Here is a 19,732-nt window from a genome sequence, read left to right as displayed (position 1 = left end):
ACCTCCCTCTTAGGATGAGGCTTGCGGCGCGCCCGGCATGGCCTGTTTCACCCAAAGAGGTAGGCGGTTCGCCCGCTGTCGGTGCCTGCCATGCCTTTGTGTTTCTTGCGGGTTCGGCTGCGCTGTTGCGATCCTCTGCACAAGAGAAACATGCACAGGAAGCGAAATCATGCGTGTGGTGCTTGCCAATCGTTACTACTATCCGGACCAGTCGGCGACGAGCCGGATGGTGACGAGCCTTGCCCACACGCTGGTGCGCGAAGGCATCGAAACGACGGTGCTGGCAAGCCGCAGCTATCACGACAGGCGAAAGGACGTGCTCCCGGCGCGCGAGACCATCGGCGGCGTGGATGTGCACCGCATATGGACCTCCGGCTTCGGTCGCGGCAGGCTCGTGGGGCGTGCGGTCGATTATGCGACCTTCCATCTGTCCGCTGCCGCATGGTTCGCATCCAATGCCAAGAAGGACGATGTCTGCGTCGTCTGCACCGATCCGCCGCTTCTGTCGGTTTCGGCTGCGCTGCCTGTCCGTCTTCGCCGGGCAAAGCTGGTCAACTGGGTGATGGACCTTTTTCCCGAAACGGCGATGGAACTGGGGCTCATCAGGTCCAATACGGTTTCCGGCAGGCTTGCCCTCATCCTGCGCAACTGGTCGATGCGCCAGTCGGCGCTGACCATCTGTCCGATCGAGCGCATGGCGCATTATCTTTCGACGCGGGACATTCCGGCGGAAAGCCTGAGCGTGGTTCACCACTGGGCTGACCGAAACGAGATCGTTCCGGTGGAGCCCGCGCATAATTCGCTCCGTCGTGCCTGGGGCCTCGGGCGCAAATTCGTCATCGGCTATTCGGGCAATTTCGGGCGCGCGCACGAGTTTCAGACGGTGCTTGATGCAGCCGAGCGGCTCAAGCACATGAAAAGCATCGTGTTTTTGATGATCGGTGAAGGGCAGCAGCGCGGTTTCGTCGAAAGCGAGGTCAGGCGGCGGGGCCTCACCAATGTAATGATGAAGCCGTTCCAGCCCGTGGAAAAGCTTTCCGAAAGCCTTGGCGCGGCCAATGTGCATCTGGTTTCGCTGAAGCCGGAACTGGAACATTGCATCGTTCCCAGCAAGTTTTACGGTGTGCTTGCCGCCGCCCGCCCGACAATCTTCATCGGCGACACGGAAGGCGAGATCGGCACCATTGTCCGCGATTTCCAGTGCGGTATGGCCTTGAGGCCCGGCGATGTCGATGCGCTGGTTGACGCGATCCTTCATCTGCGCCACTCGCCGGTCGGACGCATGTCGATGGGCAACAATGCCCGCTATCTGATGGAAACCGCCTATTCGCGGGAATATGGCGCAGCCGTCTGGCAGTCCGCCATCTCGCGGCTTGAGGAAAAGGTGGTGCCGCAGGCCATGCCGGTTCTTGACCGCCAGTTCCAGCCGAGGGAACTGTGATGGAAGGCTCGGTCGTTGTCAGCCAGCTTGGCGCGCGCCGGCATTATGCGGTCCCGCGCATTTTCGCAAACAATCAGAGGCTGGCGCATTTCTATACGGATATCTGCGCCTTTCAGGGATGGCCGCGTCTGCTCGGCAGCGTTCCGCCTAATGCGCTTCCATCCTCGGTGCGGCGGCTGATCGGGCGCAAGCCGCAGGGAATCCCGCTGAAGCAGATGACGACCTTTCCGGTTTTCGGACTGCATTCCGCCATCCGCAGGCTGGCGAACCAGACCGGGCCGAAATCCACCGCCAATGCGATCTGGGCGGGCGAAACATTCGGCAGGCTGGTGGCCGAAAGCGGTTTCCACGGCGCGGGCGGGGTCTATGCGTTCAGCGGCGAAGCCGTGGAAGTCCTGTCGGCTGCGCGGAAAGCGGGGCTGTGGACCGCTGTCGATCAGGTTATCGCGCCGCGCGCGATTGTCGATCGGCTGGGGCAGGAAGAGGAATTGCTGAATCCGGGCTGGCAATTGCCGGTCGAAGACGATGGCTATTGCGAGGCTTTCGCGGAACGTGAGCGAACCGAATGGCAGCTCGCCGATCTGGTCGTGTGTCCGTCGCCTTTCGTTGCCCGTCATGTTGCCGAGGAAGGCTGCGCGCCCGAAAAGATCGTCGTGGTTCCGACCGGTGTCGATACACGCTTCCAGATCGAACGGAAGGCGCGGGCGCCGGGCAAATTGCGCGTGTTGACGGTGGGCGCGGTGGGATTGCGCAAGGGCTCGCCCTATGTCGGCGCGGTTTCAAAACTGCTGGCGGGGCAGGCGGAGTTCCGGATGGTGGGGCCGCTGGAACTCCTGCCCGAGGCGCAGGCAAAACTGGCTGCAACGGTTGAATTGACCGGCCCCATTCCGCGCAGCGAAATGCGCAAGCAGTTTGAATGGGCCGATGTTTTCCTGCTTCCGTCCTTGTGCGAAGGGTCGGCGATTTCCGTTTATGAAGCATTGGCCGCAGGACTGCCCGTGATCTGTACCGAAAATACCGGCAGCGTGGTTCGCAACGGTGTCGATGGTTACATCGTGCCGATACGCGACGTCAGGGAGACGGCCGAAATCTTGCGGGAGCTGGCGGGCAATCCGGCGGCACTGGAACGGATGGGGGAAAATGCACGTGAGCGTGCGGCCGATTATACCCTGTCACGCTATGGCGAAAGGCTTGCTGCGGCGATCTTTGGGGAGAGGGCGGCATGAACATCGTCCACGTCATCGGCTCCTACGATCCGGCCAAGGGCGGGCCGCAGGCGGTCGTGGTGCGGCTGGCGGCGGCACAGGCGGCGCTCGGCCATGAGGTGACAATCGTAAGCTACAGCGACGACGAGGTGAGCAGGCGCGCTGTCGCGGCGACTGCTGCAATTCCTGGGTTCGACCGGGTGCGCACCCTGTTGCTGCCAATGCCCGATCTGCGCGAAACGTGGTCTGGAAGCGCTGCCGCGAAGGCGATGGAAGCACTGTTGCGGGCCACGGATTTCGTGCATCTGCACGGCGTGTGGGAGACCAATCTGTTGCGCGCATCGATGCTCTGCCGCCGCTTTTCCGTGCCCTATTGCGTGTGCTGCTGCGGGATGCTCGACGTGTGGAGCATGCAGCAAAGCGCGTGGAAGAAGAAACTCGCCATGAGGCTGGGCTTTCGCCGGATGCTCGACGGCGCGGCCTTTATCCATGCGCTGAATGCGGATGAGATCGAGCTGATGCGGCCCCTTGGCCTGAAGGCTCCGCCGGTGATTATCCCGAATGGGATTTTTCTGAACGAGGTGGAGGGGGGAGAGGCCGATGTGGGCAGCTTGCCCCGGCGGCCCTATGTGCTGTTTCTGTCGCGGCTTCACTACAAGAAGGGGCTCGACATCCTTGCCGATGCCTTTCGCCGGGTTGCCCCCCTGTTTCCCGATGTCGATCTGGTGGTGGCTGGTCCTGATGGCGGGGCGGAAGACGAATTTCGCGAGCGTATCCGTCAATACGGGCTGCAAGAGCGCGTGCACATGACCGGCGGGCTTTACGGCCCGGCCAAGATCGCCGCCCTCAAACGAGCGGCCTGTTTCTGCCTGCCCAGCCGTCAGGAGGGGTTCAGCGTCGCCATTACCGAAGCGCTTGCCTGCGGCGTGCCGGTGGCGATTACCGATGCCTGTCATTTTCCGGAGGTGGGCGAGGCGGGGGCCGGTATTGTTTCCCCGCTCGATCCGATGGCGGTCGCTGCGGCGCTTGAGCGGATTCTGGAAGACCCGGATCGCGCGGCGCGGATGGGTGCCGCCGGTGCAAAACTGGTGCGCGACAATTACACCTGGCCGCGCATCGCGGTCCAGACGATTGCGGCCTATCAGGATTTTCAGTCACAAAAGCCGGACGCGGTTGCAAGCCGCAAGGCGCTCCGGTCCGTTACTGCAAGCTGAGGGTCAGGGCTTTCGCCGTGGCCGCACCGGCTTGGCCGGATTGCCTGCATAGACCATCCACGGTTCCATGTCGCGGAAACTGACCCCGCGCGCGCCGAGAACCGCCCCTTCACCGATATTCACCCCCGGTCCGACGAAGGCTTCCGCCGCAACCCAGCCATAGGCGCCGACATGAATGGGCGCCGCCGTCAGGGGAAAGTCGGCCTGATCGATATTGTGTCCGGCCGTGCACAGATGCGCGCGCTGGGAGACAATGGCGAAAGGCGCAAGCGTCACATGGGCCACGTTGTAGCACAGCGCGCCGGGACCAAGCGATGAATGCGCGCCCATGGTCAGGTTGCCCGGCCACCAGATGCGGGCGCTGCCGCGCACGATGGCCGTCTTGTGCAGCCTCGCGCCGAAGGCGCGCAGCACCGCGCCGCGCCAGCGCCACAGGAAGGACGGTGTCCATGCGGCGAGCAGCAGCCAGCTTGCCTGCCAGCACAGGCGCTGGACGCGATGCCCGAGCGTGAAGGTCGCCCCGCCCTCAAGCGGACGCGAGGCATTCATTCTGCCCCTGATGCCTTCTCCGAGTGCATTGTGGTTCGACGTTACGGTCATGATGACCATCCTTCCTGAAGCTTGCCGCTATGCGATGCAGGAAGCGGCAGATGGATCGATCGATTGCGGATCACGCAGAACGAAAGAACGGGAATGAGGAACAATGACATGTGAATCCAGACCGGCACGACCCAATCCGTGTGGTGGGAAATGGAATGCATGGCCGGTACGATGGAAAGCATGTAAACCAGCTGGCCCAGCATCTCGCCTGCCATCGCGGTTTCCCAGAGCCTGCGCATCGCCCAGGCGAGCACCAGGAATTTCAGCGCGCCGAAGTACCAGAATGACGAAAATGCGTCGACCAGCCCGGTCTCGGTGGTGCCGGTCAGCGGATTGTAATCGCGGCTGGGTTCGGGAACGTTGAGATAGAGCGCTTCCTTGACGTCGCCGCCGACGAGCTGCGCTGGAATGAATGTGAAGATGATCCGGTTCCAGTGATATTTGCCGTAGTCGAATTCCAGCCGCCGGTCGATTTCATCGATGCGCTGCACGGCATTGCGCATTTCGGGGCCGCCGCGCTCAAGGGTGCTGCGGAAATTGGCGGCATAGTCGATTTCGAGAATCTCATCGAGAACGAAACTCGCATCGGTGCGGGTGACCTGACGATAATCGCCCATGCTGGTCATCAGGAAAGTGCCGGCGAGGATGCCGATCGCCATGACGGTTCGAGGCACGACGATCCGCCGGTAGAACCAGAACGCGAGAAGGAACATGAGGACGAGCTGAATTGTCTCTGCCCGTTTTCCCGTCACCAGAATCCGGTCCAGATAGAAAACCAGATCGAACAGGATGATCGCCAGCGCCGACCATGAGGGACGCCGCGCAAAACACAGGACGGCGATGGCAAGACCATAGGGCATGAGCTGCGCGAAGAAGAGATAGACAACCGGCATTCCGGTCATCTGCATGCCGATGGAGACATCTCCGGGAAGGCGGCTCAGGAGAAAATAGAAGACGGCGCCGAAAGCCGACAGCCCGGCTGCGGCCCAGATCAGCCGCCGCTCGCTGAAACTCATGCGGAGAAACCGGATCGGCTTTTTCGTCATCCGCCACCCGATCACAAGCATTGCGAATGACAGGATGCCCATGATCATCGTCTTGGCATAAGCGCCGGAAGGCAGGAACTGGTCATAGACGAGGGCCGGGAGCTGCGGCAGCAGGAAACCGAACGTCATCACCCCGGCAAGGAAGGGAAACTGATACATGCGCTCCGGCCGCGAGAAGAGGCCGCCAGCCAGAAGGTAGAGGACGAAGCCGACAAAGATCCATGTGAGCGACAGGTTCATTGCGTGACCCCCGCCGCAGCGCATGTGTCTGAAAGGTCGGGCGCGGGTTCGCCCGCGGAAAGATCGTGCGGGAAAATGCGGCCCGAAACCAGATACCAGCCAAGCTTCACATATTCCTTGGCGACGAGTTCCATGTCTGCGGGCGTTGCCGGAAAGCCGGGACGTCCGTCATCGCCGCCGATGGGTGACGAGATGAAGCGCATCTGCGGGCAGGCGGCGCGAAAGCTCGCTATGGCCCGGCGGGAGTGATACCAGTTGGTCACGACCAGTGCGCTTCTGGCCCGGATTTCGCGCAGGACGGGAGCGGAAAATTGCGCATTCTGCCAGGTGCTGCCCGATTGGCATTCGACGAAGATCGCCGACGGGTTCACGCCGTTGCGAACCATGATCCGCTTGTTATAGAGGCAGTCGCCATCGCCGGTAACGAGGATCACCGGCGAGCGGCCTTCCTTCCACAGGCGGGCGGCCTGCGCCGCGCGGGGCGGGCCGTCTCCTCCCGGCACGACGATGACATCCGCCCTGCCGCCATCGTCCTGCAAGGTCAGGACCGGTTGCGAGAAGAACATTGCGGCAATCCCGAACAGGATGGCGCAGGGCAGAACGACGAGAAGCATCATACCATACGCCGTTCTGGTGCTTCGGATTCCAGAGGCCGCATCGCCGGTGCGGTTTCCGCGAGGGTGGCCAACCGGCGCTGGCGTTGCTCTTCCATCTTGACCACGATCATGAACTCGTAGGCCGAAAGCAGGCGGCAATAGAGATAGCCGGGCTTGCCGTCCAGAAAGCCGCCGCGCAGCAGGTACATGTAGAGGAAGCGCAGGCCCGGCCTGAACGGCATGTGATAGGAAAGCGATTTCAGCGCCCGCCGCCGCCGTTCCGGCACTGCCGAAAGCATGCCGCCCCAGTCGATCTTGTGTTCGAGCTGGCGCGAGGCGGACAGATCAGCCTCGGCGGAAGAATAGCGGTTATGCTTGTCGTACCAGGCTTCGAGGCCCTTGTTGAAGCTGTAATGGATGAAATGGGCCTGCAAGGCACCTTCCGGCCCGCCGCTGGCGCGCGAATGCACCGAGCGTTCGAACCGCACGCGGTCCGGCCTCACCAGCCGTGTGATCCAGGTGGGGTAGAGGCTGGCATGACGAATCCAGCGCCCCATGAACATGTTCTTGTAACGCGCCTTGAAGAACACCTCCGGCCGGTCGGGGTCGGCGGCGATTGCCAGCATTTCGTCACGCAGGTCCGGCGGGGTGATCTCGTCCGCATCAGGCGTATAGACCCAGTCATGCTTGAATTTGATTTCCGTCAGGCCATACATGCGCTGGCGGTCCTCGGTGTCGTAGGCGCGCTGGAAAACGCGGGCGCCTGCTGCCCTGGCGATTTCGACCGTGCGGTCGCTGCTGAAGGAATCGAGCACGACGATATCGTCGCACCAGTCCAGAGATGCCAAGCAGGCCGGCAGGTTGGCCTCTTCGTTCAGCGTCATGATGAGTACGGAAACATTCATGAAGTTGCCCCGGGATAAGTGATTTTCGGTTTGGTGGCCGGATTGGCCTCTGCCATTGAGGCGGCGACGGCCTGACGCGGACCTCTGGTCATGTGCAGTACGAAAAGCGTGTGCGTCGCAGCGGGGATCGCCAGCGCCAGAAGCATCGGCCAGACGGGCATGTCGAACCGGACGGCGACATAGGCGACGGCACCGGCGATGAGGTTGAGCAGCATGATCGCGACGGCTGTTTGCCCGCAGGAAAGCCCTGCATCCATCAGCAGATGATGCAGATGTTGCCGGTCTGGCGAGAACGGGCTCCGGCGCGCCGACATGCGGCGCACGATCAGGCTCAGCGTATCGATGACCGGCACGATGACGATCCAGATCAGGACGGGAAAGGGGACGGCGGCTGTTCGGCTTGCAAGGATGAGGATAAATCCGGCAAGGGCTGCGCCAAGAAAGGTGCTGCCGCCATCGCCGAGGAAAAGGCTTGCCTTTGCGCGCCAGCGGTGCCGCATGTTGAAGACCAGAAAGCCGAGACAGGCGGCGGCAATGGCGAGAGCCTGCAGGCCGAGGCGATGCTCGCCCACGCCGAAGCCGATGACGGCCAGCCAGAAGAAGGCGGCGGCGCTCGCCGAGCCAGCCAGTCCGTCGACGCCATCGCTCATATTGACCGCGTTGACGAGGCCGACAATGAAAGCAAGCGCGATGAAGAGGAAAAGCGGTCCGGTAAGAAGCTGGATCAGCATGTCAGCGGGTGGGGCTGCGGGTGCTCCGATCGCGTCCGAGGCAAGGCCCAGATAAATCTGCCAGACCCCGGCCATGCCCAGCATCAGGAAGGCTGCCAGCAGCTGAATTGCAAGGCGTGGCGCTACGGGCAGATTGAAGCGGTCATCGAGAACGCCGGTAACGAGGATTAGCACCAGCCCCGGCAGCAGGGTCACGGCATTGGCATGACCTGAAACGCCGAGCGCCAGCAGTGCGGCAACGGAAAACGACAGAAAAATGGCGATCCCTCCGCAAAGCGGGACATTTCCGTCATGCGTCTTGCGGGCATCCGGGACGTCGATGAGATACCATTCGCGTGCCAGCCCGCGAAAGCCGAGGCAAAAGGCCACGGAAAGGACAAAGGCCAGAAGCGTGATCCAGGAAAGACTCGCCATGTCTCCTCCAAGGCGTGTGCAAAAGGGCGCGTGCAAAAGATAGAACTCCGCAAATTTTTACGCACTGCGACCCGGGTCCACGACTTGGCTTTAGAGCGTGCCGCATACTCCTTTCAGGTCGGGTGCTAACACCAAGGGCGACATTTCGTGCCTGTAGCAAAAGACTATTCTGGGCGGAACCGGGAAGATTGCGCCTTCGGGCGCTGCTGCCGGATTGAAATGGATGGGGGACGAAAAGGTGACACGAAAACCGCCGGCCGCGCCGGGGAATACCACTTGTTGGAGCGCATCATGAATGGCGGTCGCAGAGGCTTTCTCATGGCGGCGCTGGAGCAGTATGCGGGGCTGCTCTTCAACTTCGTGACGGTTGCTGCGGTATCGCGCTTTCTGGGGCCTGCGGAAACCGGAATGGGTGTGATTGGCCTCAGCCTTACGGCAATCGTGTTTTCACTGCGTGAATTCGCCAGTCCGGAGTTCCTGATCAAGATCGACAAGGTGCGCGATCAGGACATCCAGACTTCGCTTACGTTCCTGATGAGCGTGACGGTCCTGCTGTCCGCTGCCCTCTATCTCTCGCTGGGCTACTTCGCCGATACCTATAGTGATCCGCAACTGAAGCTTTTTCTCAGCATCACGATTGTGGCCGCGCTGGTCGAAAGCCTGTCCTTGCCGATCGTTGCGCTGTTGAGGCGCGAAATGGCCTTTGGAAGACTGGCCCGCATTCGGACCGCAGGCTCCGGGCTCGGCGCACTTGTAACCATTGCCATGGCCTTTTGCGGGTTCGGGCATATGTGTTTTGCCTTCGGCCTGCTGGCAAGCGCGCTGATGACGACGGGGCTGGCGGTTGCGATCCATCCTTTGGGCACCTTGCTGCGCCCATCGCTGGCCAGTTTCGATACGGCCTGGCGGTTCGGAATCTTTCTTGGAGGCAATGCCGGGCTGAACAAGATCTGCATGACGCTTCCGCAGCTCCTGCTCGGGCGCTTCATGCCGATATCGGCGGTCGGAATTTACAATCGTGCCGACACGCTGAGCGGCCTGCCGGATCGCATCATCCTTTCCGCCGTTTTCACGGTTGCGTTTCCGATGCTTTCGGCACAGGTCCGTGAAGGAGCCGATATCAGCCAATCCTACATACGGGCCTTGTCCTATATCACCGTGGTCTACTGGCCTGCGCAGGCTTTGCTTGCGCTCCTTGCCTATCCGGCGGTGCATATCGTTCTCGGTCCCGGCTGGTCCGAAGCGGCACCCATCGTCGCGATCCTCAGTCTGGCCTGCCTTTTCTGGTTTCCCTCCATCCTGACCTATCCGCTGCTGATGGCATTGGGCCAGAACCGCGAGGCGTTCCTGTCCAACCTGATTTCGCGGCTGGTGGCAGTCACCGTCATCAGCGCCGCCGCTTTCTACGGGCTGCTTGCCGTTGCGCTCGGCCAGTTCATCAGCCTGCCGATCCAGATGGTCATAGCCATCGTGTTCGTGCGCAGGCATGTGGCCTTTTCCTATGCGGTGCTTGGCCGGGCCTTGCTGAGAAGCGGGCTCGTCACGCTGATCACGCTCGCCATACCGCTTGCAATGGTGGCGGCGAACGGCTTTTCGCTCGAAATTCACTGGTCGCGCGGCGTTGTGATGGGCCTCATCGCGGCATTCAGCTGGCTTGGCGCGCTGTTCGTGGTGCGGCATCCCTTCACCATCGAGGTCGAATCGATACTGGGCTGGCTTGCCGGTAAAATCCGGACGCGGAGCGTGCATCCGCCAGCTTCCAGGCTTGCGGAATAGGGCGGCGGGTCATGGGCGAAAACAGACTGCCGACGATCGACGTCGTCATCCCCAATTTCAACTATGGCCGCTATCTTTCCCTGTGCGCCAACAGCGTTCTGGGGCAGACAGGCGTCAATGTCCGCCTGCTCATTATCGACAATGCCTCGACGGACAACAGCGTCGAGGTGGCGAAGGGCCTTGCTGCCGGGGACAGCCGTGTGGAATTGCTGCTGCGCCGGAAGAATCTGGGGCCGCATGCTTCGTTCAACGAAGGCATAGACTGGGCCGCATCGGACTATTTCCTGATCCTGTGTTCGGATGACCTGCTGGCAGGCGGCGCGCTGGAAAGGGCGGCAGGTTTGCTTTCGCAACAGGCGGATGTTCATCTGGCGCACGGCGCGACCGGAAGGATGAAGGCCGATGACGGCGAACCGCCTCTGGCCGTTGCAGACACCGTGCCGGATGATTGGCGAATACGGTCCGGGGAAGAATTTATTGAATTTGCATGCCGGTATGCGATTAACCCGGTGATCGGTCCGACGGCGGTAGTGCGGACCGCGATCCAGAAACAGGCTGGATATTACCGCACGTCGCTTTCCCATACGGACGATCTGGAGATGTGGCTGCGCATCGCCATGCGTGGATGTATTGCATCGACAAACCGGATACAGGCTTTCGCGCGTTCGCACCCGCAGAACCAGTCGGCGGCGGTGAATGGCATCCTGAACTGGAATCGGGAATTTGAGGCGGGTTTCCGGTCCTTTTTCGAGCACGAAGGCGCCAGCCTGCCGCAACGGGACCGGTTGTTCGCGATGGTGCGGGATTGCCTGACCAAGCGCGCCTACTGGTCTGCGATCTCCAGTCTGGCGCGGCAGCCGAAAGTGGCGGGTTCGCTGATGGCGTTCGCGCTGAAGCGGGAGCCCTTACTGGCAGTCATGCCCCCGTTCGACTACCTGTTGAAACGATCCGCCTGGCGAAACGGACGCGGCGCATGATTGCGCCGCGCAATCAGCCTTCTGCGTTGTCGGATCGAGAAAAAGGGCGCGAAGGATTTCTTCCTGCCCTGCCAGCCGGCTTCGATAGCGCTCCACGCCCGCCTCGACTTGTCTGGTCAATGCCGTTCGCTCCGCAAAGGCAAAATCGATCTGGGAGAGAATGGTTTCGGGGTCGAAACTATCGATCCGGTGGCAGAATGCCGAAAGCCCGGTATCGTGCAGCAATGCATCGTTCTTGCTCGCATAGGCCAGTGAAATTGCCGGACGCCCCATGGCAAGGGCCGAGACGATATTGTGGTAGCGGCTGGCGACCACGATGTCGGTCCTTGCGATCTGCTGCATGAGGTCGTGCAGGGATGCGGAGGGTTCGAATATCACCTTGCCCGCTTCCGCCGCGCCAAGCTGCTCCAGTATATCGCGCGCCGCCTCCATATCGCCCTTGTCGCCGATCAGCAGCCGGACTTGCCGTCCGTCACCAAGAAGTCTTTTTGCAAGTGTGGTCATTTTGGCGAGGTAATCGGCGTAAACGGCATCCCCATCACTGCTCTTCTTCTTCCACCCGCGATAGGACATTACACCGATGCCGACACATTGATCCTTTTCGTCCTGTCGTCCATCGGGAGCCGTCGGCAGCGCGAAGGCGATATCCGCGCTTACGAAATCGCCGGAAGGGGCAACCCCGAGCTGCTTCATGAAGTCGTGCGAAACCTGATCCCGGTAGGAGCGGAAAGCTGCAAGCGTCGAGGCCCAGCGAACGAAGCGCCGGCTCAATGGATGACTGACGGGCCCGGCGCCGATCGACACAAAAATCATGCGCGTGCCGGTGAGCCTCGCTGCGAGGGACCACCGCAGCACCGCGAAAGGCCAGCCGAACGGGTTCTCGTTGAAGTCGTCCAGAATGCCCGTTCCCGGCACGACGATGAGGTCGAGCTGGGAAGCGAGCAGCAGCGCGCAGCAGAAGCCGACCGCTCTGCGGGGAACATGCAGCATGGCCTTGTTGACGGCGCGCAGCAGCCAGTTGGACGGGTAGGGCTGCGAGACCGGACGGGCCGTAAGATCGAACTTCTGCGCAACGATGTCGGGTCTGGAACAGATACAGACAAGTTGTGCGCCGGGGCAATTGCGTTTCAAGAGCTGCAACATGGCCTCCAGCGAACCGTCATTGCCGGTATTGCCGGAACCAAACTGCCCGAAAAGTCCAATTCTCATACGCGTGTCTCCCGCTACAGCTAGAAGCTAATGCCGGACGCGCTGTCGGGAAAACTGGCAGAAGGGTGAACACCATCCTCTATTGTAGGAGGGCATGTACCCCTCATAGCCGAAATGCGCAGCGTTGCGATTTCGATACACTGGCCCGCGGTATATCCATTGCCCCCCGATATACCGGAGTAAGGCTTCGAGGGAGTTGTTCCCTCGAAGTCTTGTCTCCCTTGCAAGATGGGCAACAAGGTTCTGGCCATGAAATGTGCTTACTTTGTCCGTCCTCACATCGGCGGGACCTATTCGGTCTTCACGCGGCTGCGTTCGTCGCTCGGCCAGTCCGGGATCGAGCTTCGCTGGCTTGCGGCGGGCGCTGCTGGCGATACGGTCAACGTGCCAAGCGGGCAGGGGCTTGAGGATGCGCTTCGCAAGGGCGATGCGATCGACCGCATGGGGCTGCTGGACGAAGAAACCCGCGCCCGGCACATGATCGGCTTTCTGCGCGACAATCGCTTCGACGCCGTTTTCGTCAATGTTCTCGCGAACCGTTTTGAAACCAATCTGGTGCGCTATCTGCCTGCCGATATCCTGCGCGTCATGATCGTGCACAACATCACGCCCGGCACCTACGCGGCGGCAAGGGCGATCCGCGATCATGTCCATGCGACGGTCGGCGTTTCAAAACGCTGCCGCGATGACCTCGTCCGCCAGCACGGCTTCGATGCCGCCCGGACTCTGGTCATCCCGCACGGTTTGAACCGGGATATTCATCTGGCGCGCAATGTGACGAAGCAGGACGAAAGCGGGCCGCTGCGCCTGCTTTATCTCGGACGCATCGAGGACAACTCCAAGGGCATTTTCTGGCTGCCGAACATATTGCGCGAACTCGACTGCCGCTATCACCTGACAGTCGCCGGTGACGGCCCCGATCTGGCTGAACTGCGCCGCCGTCTGGCGCCGTTTGGCGATCACGTCAGCTTTACCGGCTGGGTTGCGCCTTCCGATGTGCCGTGGCGGGTGAGCCAGCATGACGTGCTGGTCATGCCCTCGCGCTTCGAGGGGTTCGGCCTGACGCTCATCGAGGCGATGAGCCAGGGTTGCCCTGCTGTTGTATCGAGGATCGCAGGCGTGACCGATACCATCGTCACCGATGGCGAGGACGGGCTCTTGTTCCGCGTCGGCGATTTTCGCCAGGCGGCACGCCATATCGAACGGCTTGCCAGTGACCGGAAACTGCTTGCGGGCATGGCCACCGCCGCCCGGCAGAAGGTGGAAACGGTGTTCGACAATGATGTTGTCGGGCGCGCCTATGCGGGCCTCCTCGAACATCTGGCGGCGGAACGCCCTGCCATCGCCCCGCCGCTGGCGCTTTCGCAATGGGCGATGCCGAACGCGCTTCATTCCAGCCTGCGCAGCCGCCTGCCGAAGCCCGTGAAGAACTGGCTGCGCCAGATGCGCGAGCGCCTGCATGCGGGATGGTCGGCAGCATGACCTGTGAATAGAAAGGAGAAGGGGCATGAACCTTTTCACACCGCAGTTCCGCAATTCTCAATTGCTCGCCAGCAAGGCGCATGCGCTTATTCCCGGCGGCTGTCACACCTATGCCAAGGGCGACGACCAGTATCCGGTTCTGGCGCCCGGCTTCATCCAGCGCGGCTCCGGCTCGCATGTCTTCGATGTCGACGGCCATGAATATATCGAATACGGCATGGGCAATCGCGCCGTCGGCCTCGGTCATGCCTATCCGCCCGTCGTGCGCGCGGTGCGCGATGCCTTGCAGGATGGATGCAATTTCACGCGCCCGAGCGCTATCGAGGTCGAATGCGCGGAAAGCTTTCTCGAGCTGATCGACAGCGCGGAGATGGTGAAATTCTGCAAGGACGGGTCCGATGCGACTTCAGGCGCGGTGCGGCTGGCGCGCGCCTATACCGGGCGCGACATGGTTGCCTGCTGCGCCGATCATCCATTCTTCTCGACCGATGACTGGTTTATCGGAACCACCAAAATGAATGCGGGCATTCCCGCATCGGTCTCGGCCCTGACGGCGACGTTCCGCTACAACGACATCGCAAGCGTGCAGGCCGTGTTCGACGATTATCCGGGGCGGATCGCCGCCATTATCCTGGAACCGGCCAAGGCCGATGAACCGCAGGACAATTTCCTGCGTGAAGCACGGCGCATCGCCCATGAAAACGGGGCCCTGTTCATTCTGGACGAGATGATTACCGGCTTTCGCTGGCATCTGCGCGGGGCGCAGAAGCTTTACGATGTCGAGCCCGATCTTTCCTGTTTCGGCAAGGCGCTCGGCAACGGGTTTGCCATTTCGGCGCTCGCGGGCAAGGCGGAATATATGCAGCTTGGCGGTCTGATCCAGACGGATCACCCCCGTGTGTTCCTGCTTTCCACCACCCATGGCGCGGAAACCCATGCAATGGCGGCGGCGATTGCCACGATGACAATCTATCGTGACGAACCGGTGATCGAAAGGCTCTATGAGCAGGGTTCCAAACTGGCGGCGGGCGTGAATGCGGCTATTGCCGCCCACGGACTTCAGAAGCATGTCCGCCTGTTCGGGCGTCCGTGCTGTCTTGCCTATGGAACGCTCGATGAAGCGGGCCAGCCGTCGCAGGCTTTCCGCACGCTGTTCCTTCAGGAGACGATCCGGCGCGGCGTGCTGATGCCGTCGCTGGTCGTGAGCTACACCCACAGCGACACCGACATTGCGCGCACGGTGGATGCAATCGACGGGGCGCTCGGCATTTATGTCCGCGCGCTCAATGACGGGGTGGGGTCCTATCTGGCCGGGCGTCCCTCGCAGGTGGTCTATCGCCGCTTCAATGAAGCGCCGACCTATCCGCCCGCGATGCGATGAAGCGCCTCGCAGCGGTTCTGATCGCCACGATCCTGCTGTCTATGGCGGCAGGGTCGTCCCATGCGGCTGGCCAGTTTCCGATCAGGGTCGCTGAGGACGGACGTATTTTCGAGGATGCGACGGACAAGCCCTTCCTGTTGCACGGCGATACGGCATGGTCGCTGATCGCCGAATTGAAACGGGAAGACGTCGAAATCTATCTTCAGGATCGCAGGAAGCGCGGCTTCAACGCCATTCTGGTCAATCTTCTCGAACACCGGTTTTCCAGCCATCCGCCTGCCAATGCCGATGGAGAGAAGCCCTTCGAGGGCGATGCGTTCGGTGAGCTCAATCCGAGATATTTCGACCATGCCGCCTGGGTGATCGGGCGGGCGGAGCAACTGGGAATGGCTGTCTTTCTGGCGCCCGCCTATCTGGGCGTGAACGGCAACAGTCAGGGCTGGTTTTCCAAGGTTCAGGCCGCGGGACCGGCGAAAATGCGGGGCTATGGCGAAGCGATTGCCCGGCGATTTGCCGGATTTCACAATGTCGTCTGGGTTCTGGGCGGTGATTTCAATGCGCCGGATCGCCAGCTCGTCTCTGATCTAGCCGAGGGCATAGCGCTGGTTTCTCCCAATGCGCTCCAGACCGTACATTCCGGTCGCAACACCAATACGGCGGAACTCTGGGCCGACCAGCCATGGCTGAGCCTCGATACGGTTTATACCTATGACGATGTTCATGCGGCGATTTCTGCCCGGCGGCAAACGGGCAGGATGCCCGTCATCCTGCTGGAAGGCGCCTATGAGTTCGAGCGCGAAACCACGGCGCGCATGATCCGCCGCAATGCCTATGGCGCGCTGCTGGCCGGTGCCGCCGGACAGTTCTTCGGCAATAACCCGATCTGGCATTTCACCGGACCCGGTATCTTCAACGCTGACCGCAGCTGGCAGGAAGCGCTTGGCAGCCCGGGCGCGCGATCGATGTCCGTGTTGGAGAAACTGTTCGACAGGCTGCCATGGCCGCAACTGCGACCGGATCGTGAAAAGCGCATTGCATTGAAGCCGGAAAGCTACGCCTCGTCCCTGCCTGATGGCACGCTGTCGGTTATCTACGGCGACGCCGACGACTTTGCGGTGGCAAAGCAGGCGGTCGGGCCAGCGAACTGGCAAGGCAGGAAGGCAATCTGGTTCGATCCGGTTTCCGGCATGTTCGCGGCTGCGGGCCCGCCGAAGATCGAGGGAACGGTTGCGACCTATATGCCCGCGCAGGCAAAAAATGCGGGCGGCGGAACCGACTGGCTTTTGCTGATCGGCAGCGCCGAGCGCCTGCGCTGCATCCGAAAGGAGTAGGCGATACGCCCTTTTCCTCCTTTCATAAACGCTTGTCCTAACCGGACATGCCTTCGGTCAAGTCGTCGCTCCCGCCCTCCATCGCTAACATGCATTTATCAAAGCTTGAGGAGTCGGACATGAAGGTACTGGTTACGGGCAATCAGGGCTATATCGGGTCGGTCATGGTGCCGGTCCTGATAAATGCGGGGCATGAAGTGTCCGGCTATGACATTGGCCTTTACGAACATTGCCATTTTGAAGAAGGCGGCGCGGTGATGAACGTGCCGACCCTTCGCAAGGACGTGCGCGATGTGTCGCCGCGCGATCTTGAGGGTTTCGATGCGGTCATTCATCTTGCAGCACTTTCCAACGATCCGCTCGGCAATCTCAATGAGGAACTGACCTACGACATCAATCACCGGGCGAGCGTCGCCATGGCCAAGGCTGCCAAGCGCGCCGGTGTCGGGCGCTTTCTGTTTGCCTCATCCTGTAGCAATTACGGCATCAGCGATGCCGACCTGATTGATGAAACCGGCGACCTGAAGCCGGTAACGGCCTATGGCCGGTCCAAGGTGCGGGCGGAACAGGAAATCCGGGAACTGGCCGATGCAAGCTTCTGCCCGGTCTATCTGCGGCCTGCGACCGCCTACGGCGTTTCGCCCTTCCTGCGCTTCGATATCGTGCTCAACAATCTGGTGGCATGGGCGGTGACGAAGGGACTGATCTATCTCAAGTCCGACGGCACGCCCTGGCGTCCCATCGTTCATATTCGCGATATTTCCCGCGCCTTCATGGCGGCGATGGAAGCCCCGCGCGAGAAGGTCTGGAATGAGGCTTTCAATGTCGGCTCGACCGAGCACAATTACCGCATCCGCGATATTGCGGGGATCGTTGCCGAGAATGTCCCCGATTGCCGCATCGAATATGCGGATGATGCGGGGCCGGATACGCGCTCCTATCGCGTCAGTTTTGAAAAGCTGGCGCGGGTGCTGCCGGAAGCCAAGCCGGAATGGGATGCCGTTGCCGGCACGCGTGAACTGCTTGCCGCCTATAGCCGCTCGACCCTGACGCTTGAGGAGTTCGAGGGGCCACGGTTCCAGCGCATCGCCCATATCCGCAAGCTGATAGCCGAAGGCGTGCTGGATGCCGATCTGCGGCGTGTCGAAGAACAGTCGCAACCTCTGCGGGCCACGGCATAATGGATACAGGGGCAGGCAGAAGCACCGAATGGGCCGTTCCACCGCAAACGAACGGAACAGCCATATACGAACTTGCTGCCCGCCTTTATCCGCATTGCCGCAGTCTGGCGGGCGACGCCGTGCGCGAGACGCTCGCCATCATCGGCGAACATCTGCCGCTGACGGTCCATCAGGTGCCGAGCGGCACGCCGCTTTACGACTGGAAAGCGCCGCAGGAATGGATCATTCGTGAGGCCTATATCGCGGATATGAACGGCAATCGCATCGTCGATTTTGCCCGACACAATCTGCATGTGGTGAATTTCAGCGTGGGCGTGCGGGCGCGAATGCCGCTGAGTGCCCTGAAGGCGCATATTCATACGCTGCCCGATCAGCCGGACCTTATTCCCTACCGTACCTGTTATCATGCGGAGGGATGGGGTTTCTGCATGGCGCATCGTGAATTTCTGGCGATGCAGGATGGCGATTATGACGTCGTGATCGACGCGGAGCGGCGCGACGGCTTTCTGACCTTCGGCGAGTTCATTCACCGGGGAGAAACCGACGAGACGTTTATCCTGTCGGCCCATCTCTGCCATCCGTCGCTCGCCAATGACAATTGTTCCGGGCTGGCGCTGCTTGCCCATCTCGGTGAAGTGCTGCAATCAAGGCGCACGCGCCTGACCTATCGCCTGCTTTTCGGTCCGGCGACTTTCGGCGCGCTTGCATGGCTTCAACAGAACGAGGCGCATCTGGGATTGGTGCGGCATGGGCTGGTCCTGTCCTGCGTCGGCGATGCGGGCGGGCCGAACTACAAGCGCAGCCGTCGCGGCGATGCCGAGATTGATCTGATCATGGGCCATGTGCTTGCCGGACGCGCCGATGCGGTGCTCCATGATTTCTGGCCCTATGGCTATGACGAGCGCCAGTTCTGTTCGCCGGGATTCGATCTGCCGGTCGGCATGTTCCAGCGCAGCCTTTATGGCACTTTTCCCGAATACCACACATCGGCCGACAATCTCGATTTCATCGAACCCGAATATCTCGATCAATCTTTCAATACGGTCATGCAGGCCATTGAAATTGCTGACCGAAACTGGCGTCCGATGAACCTTTCCCCAAAGGGAGAACCGCAGCTTGGAAGGCGCGGGCTTTATAGAAGCACGGGCGGCGACAGCCGTGCCGCGCAAAACGCAATGGCGCTGTTATGGGTGCTCAATCTGGCGGATGGCGAGCATTCCATCCTCGATATGGCAGAGCGGGCGAAATTGCCCTTCGCAACCCTTGCCGATGCGGCTGACCGGCTCCGCGATGCGGGTTTGCTGGCGGCGACCTAAAGCAGCGGCCACGCCAGATCCTTGTCGGAAATGACGCTTGGCCTGTTCGGCCAGGGAATGCCCAATGAAGGATCATCATAGCGCAAACCTGTTGCATAATCAGGCGCATAGGGCTTCGAGATCATGTATCGCACGAGCACATCAGGCGTCAGGGTCTGGAAACCGTGCGCGCAGCCTTCCGGAATATAGAGCTGCACGCCGTTTTCCGCTGAAAGCTCCACGCCGGTCCAGCGCCGATAGGTGGGCGAGTGCGGGCGCAGATCGACAAGAACGTCCCAGATCACGCCTTGCAGGCAGGTGACGAGTTTCGTCTCCGAGTGCGGCTCGCTCTGGTAATGAAGGCCGCGCAACGTTCCTTCCTCGCGGGAAAAGGAGAGGCTGTGCTGCGGAAAATGCGTTTCCATCTGCCGCTCGGCGAAGGCGCCTTCGCAAAAGACGCGTGCAAACCAGCCGCGCTCGTCTTCAAGCCTTTCAGGCTCGATGGACCAGGCGCCCTCAATATTTAGCGAAGTGAAACGCATGTCGTGCCCCAATTTGTGCAAGCGTCATTCTGCCAGCGGGTTTTTCGGACGATAGGACCTTCTTCGACGCATTCGGCAGGCTTGCGGATGAGTCGGCCCTGTCCGAAAGAGGTACGCGCCTACGCCCCCATCGCCATTGGGCGAAGATCGGGTATCTACGCTTCAT

Annotated in this window: 17 protein-coding genes; 10 read left to right on the top strand and 7 right to left on the bottom strand. The window is 61.2% G+C overall.

What is annotated here, in order from left to right; all coding sequences use genetic code 11:
- Positions 1–169 precede the first annotated feature (169 nt).
- Genes ABWW28_RS00380 through ABWW28_RS00370 form a run of 3 tightly spaced genes read left to right on the top strand, consistent with a single transcriptional unit; the run spans position 170 to position 3,860 of the window.
- Positions 170–1,441, top strand: a complete 1,272-nt coding sequence (locus tag ABWW28_RS00380; RefSeq protein ID WP_006470354.1) for a glycosyltransferase family 4 protein — start codon at positions 170–172, stop codon at positions 1,439–1,441.
- A complete protein-coding gene (locus ABWW28_RS00375; protein WP_176587927.1) occupies positions 1,441–2,667 on the top strand; it encodes a glycosyltransferase family 4 protein in 1,227 nt (408 codons plus the stop codon). Before ABWW28_RS00380 ends, ABWW28_RS00375 begins: the two co-directional genes overlap by 1 nt.
- Positions 2,664–3,860, top strand: coding sequence for a glycosyltransferase (locus ABWW28_RS00370; protein WP_176587926.1), 1,197 nt, complete (start codon positions 2,664–2,666; stop codon positions 3,858–3,860). Before ABWW28_RS00375 ends, ABWW28_RS00370 begins: the two co-directional genes overlap by 4 nt.
- Positions 3,861–3,863: 3 nt before the next feature.
- Here the strand turns inward: ABWW28_RS00370 and ABWW28_RS00365 are convergent, their stop codons facing one another.
- From ABWW28_RS00365 to ABWW28_RS00345, 5 genes are read right to left on the bottom strand one after another with little or no spacing between them, the layout of a single operon-like run.
- Entirely contained in the window at positions 3,864–4,460 is a 597-nt protein-coding gene (locus ABWW28_RS00365) for a putative colanic acid biosynthesis acetyltransferase (RefSeq protein ID WP_006470352.1), read from the bottom strand.
- Positions 4,457–5,746, bottom strand: coding sequence for a hypothetical protein (locus ABWW28_RS00360; protein WP_176587925.1), 1,290 nt, complete (start codon positions 5,744–5,746; stop codon positions 4,457–4,459). The genes ABWW28_RS00365 and ABWW28_RS00360 overlap by 4 nt, the downstream gene beginning before the upstream one ends.
- The gene (locus tag ABWW28_RS00355; RefSeq protein WP_025092056.1) at positions 5,743–6,360 is read right to left on the bottom strand and encodes a YdcF family protein; all 618 of its coding nucleotides are present in this window, start codon (positions 6,358–6,360) and stop codon (positions 5,743–5,745) included. The genes ABWW28_RS00360 and ABWW28_RS00355 overlap by 4 nt, the downstream gene beginning before the upstream one ends.
- Positions 6,360–7,247 carry a glycosyltransferase family 2 protein gene (locus ABWW28_RS00350; protein WP_176587924.1) on the bottom strand — a complete coding sequence of 296 codons (888 nt, stop codon included), beginning with the start codon at positions 7,245–7,247 and terminating at the stop codon, positions 6,360–6,362. The genes ABWW28_RS00355 and ABWW28_RS00350 overlap by 1 nt, the downstream gene beginning before the upstream one ends.
- Positions 7,244–8,392, bottom strand: a complete 1,149-nt coding sequence (locus ABWW28_RS00345; protein ID WP_176587923.1) for an MraY family glycosyltransferase — start codon at positions 8,390–8,392, stop codon at positions 7,244–7,246. The genes ABWW28_RS00350 and ABWW28_RS00345 overlap by 4 nt, the downstream gene beginning before the upstream one ends.
- 291 nt (positions 8,393–8,683) lie before the next feature.
- On the opposite strand from ABWW28_RS00345, the gene ABWW28_RS00340 reads away from it, so the two are divergent.
- A complete protein-coding gene (locus ABWW28_RS00340; protein WP_353389756.1) occupies positions 8,684–10,168 on the top strand; it encodes an oligosaccharide flippase family protein in 1,485 nt (494 codons plus the stop codon).
- 11 nt (positions 10,169–10,179) lie between these two features.
- A complete protein-coding gene (locus ABWW28_RS00335) occupies positions 10,180–11,145 on the top strand; it encodes a glycosyltransferase (protein ID WP_113475928.1) in 966 nt (321 codons plus the stop codon).
- Here ABWW28_RS00335 and ABWW28_RS00330 read toward each other — a convergent pair.
- The gene (locus ABWW28_RS00330) at positions 11,074–12,354 is read right to left on the bottom strand and encodes a polysaccharide pyruvyl transferase family protein (protein ID WP_176587921.1); all 1,281 of its coding nucleotides are present in this window, start codon (positions 12,352–12,354) and stop codon (positions 11,074–11,076) included. The two genes, ABWW28_RS00335 and ABWW28_RS00330, sit on opposite strands and share 72 nt — an antisense overlap.
- Positions 12,355–12,603: 249 nt before the next feature.
- On the opposite strand from ABWW28_RS00330, the gene ABWW28_RS00325 reads away from it, so the two are divergent.
- The 5 genes from ABWW28_RS00325 to ABWW28_RS00305 all read left to right on the top strand — a co-directional run bounded on the left by ABWW28_RS00325 (position 12,604) and on the right by ABWW28_RS00305 (position 19,045).
- Complete coding sequence (locus ABWW28_RS00325; protein ID WP_176587920.1) at positions 12,604–13,836, top strand: glycosyltransferase family 4 protein; 1,233 nt, start codon at positions 12,604–12,606, stop codon at positions 13,834–13,836.
- A gap of 25 nt (positions 13,837–13,861) precedes the next feature.
- Complete coding sequence (locus tag ABWW28_RS00320; protein WP_176587919.1) at positions 13,862–15,217, top strand: glutamate-1-semialdehyde 2,1-aminomutase; 1,356 nt, start codon at positions 13,862–13,864, stop codon at positions 15,215–15,217.
- Positions 15,214–16,548: a glycoside hydrolase family 140 protein gene (locus ABWW28_RS00315; RefSeq protein ID WP_176587918.1), complete on the top strand. Its 1,335-nt coding sequence runs from the start codon at positions 15,214–15,216 to the stop codon at positions 16,546–16,548. Before ABWW28_RS00320 ends, ABWW28_RS00315 begins: the two co-directional genes overlap by 4 nt.
- Positions 16,549–16,667: 119 nt before the next feature.
- A complete protein-coding gene (locus ABWW28_RS00310) occupies positions 16,668–17,729 on the top strand; it encodes an NAD-dependent epimerase/dehydratase family protein (RefSeq protein WP_021585526.1) in 1,062 nt (353 codons plus the stop codon).
- Complete coding sequence (locus ABWW28_RS00305) at positions 17,729–19,045, top strand: DUF4910 domain-containing protein (protein WP_353389751.1); 1,317 nt, start codon at positions 17,729–17,731, stop codon at positions 19,043–19,045. Before ABWW28_RS00310 ends, ABWW28_RS00305 begins: the two co-directional genes overlap by 1 nt.
- Here ABWW28_RS00305 and rfbC read toward each other — a convergent pair.
- A complete protein-coding gene (gene rfbC / locus ABWW28_RS00300; RefSeq protein WP_176587916.1) occupies positions 19,042–19,566 on the bottom strand; it encodes a dTDP-4-dehydrorhamnose 3,5-epimerase in 525 nt (174 codons plus the stop codon). The genes ABWW28_RS00305 and rfbC overlap by 4 nt on opposite strands.
- Positions 19,567–19,732 lie beyond the last annotated feature (166 nt).

Origin of the sequence: Brucella sp. NBRC 14130 (genome assembly GCF_040371715.1) — a bacterium.
In the GTDB taxonomy this organism is placed as follows: domain Bacteria; phylum Pseudomonadota; class Alphaproteobacteria; order Rhizobiales; family Rhizobiaceae; genus Brucella; species Brucella intermedia.
The sequence above is the reverse complement of the archived record's forward strand: the minus strand, read 5'-3'. Positions and strand labels throughout refer to the sequence as shown.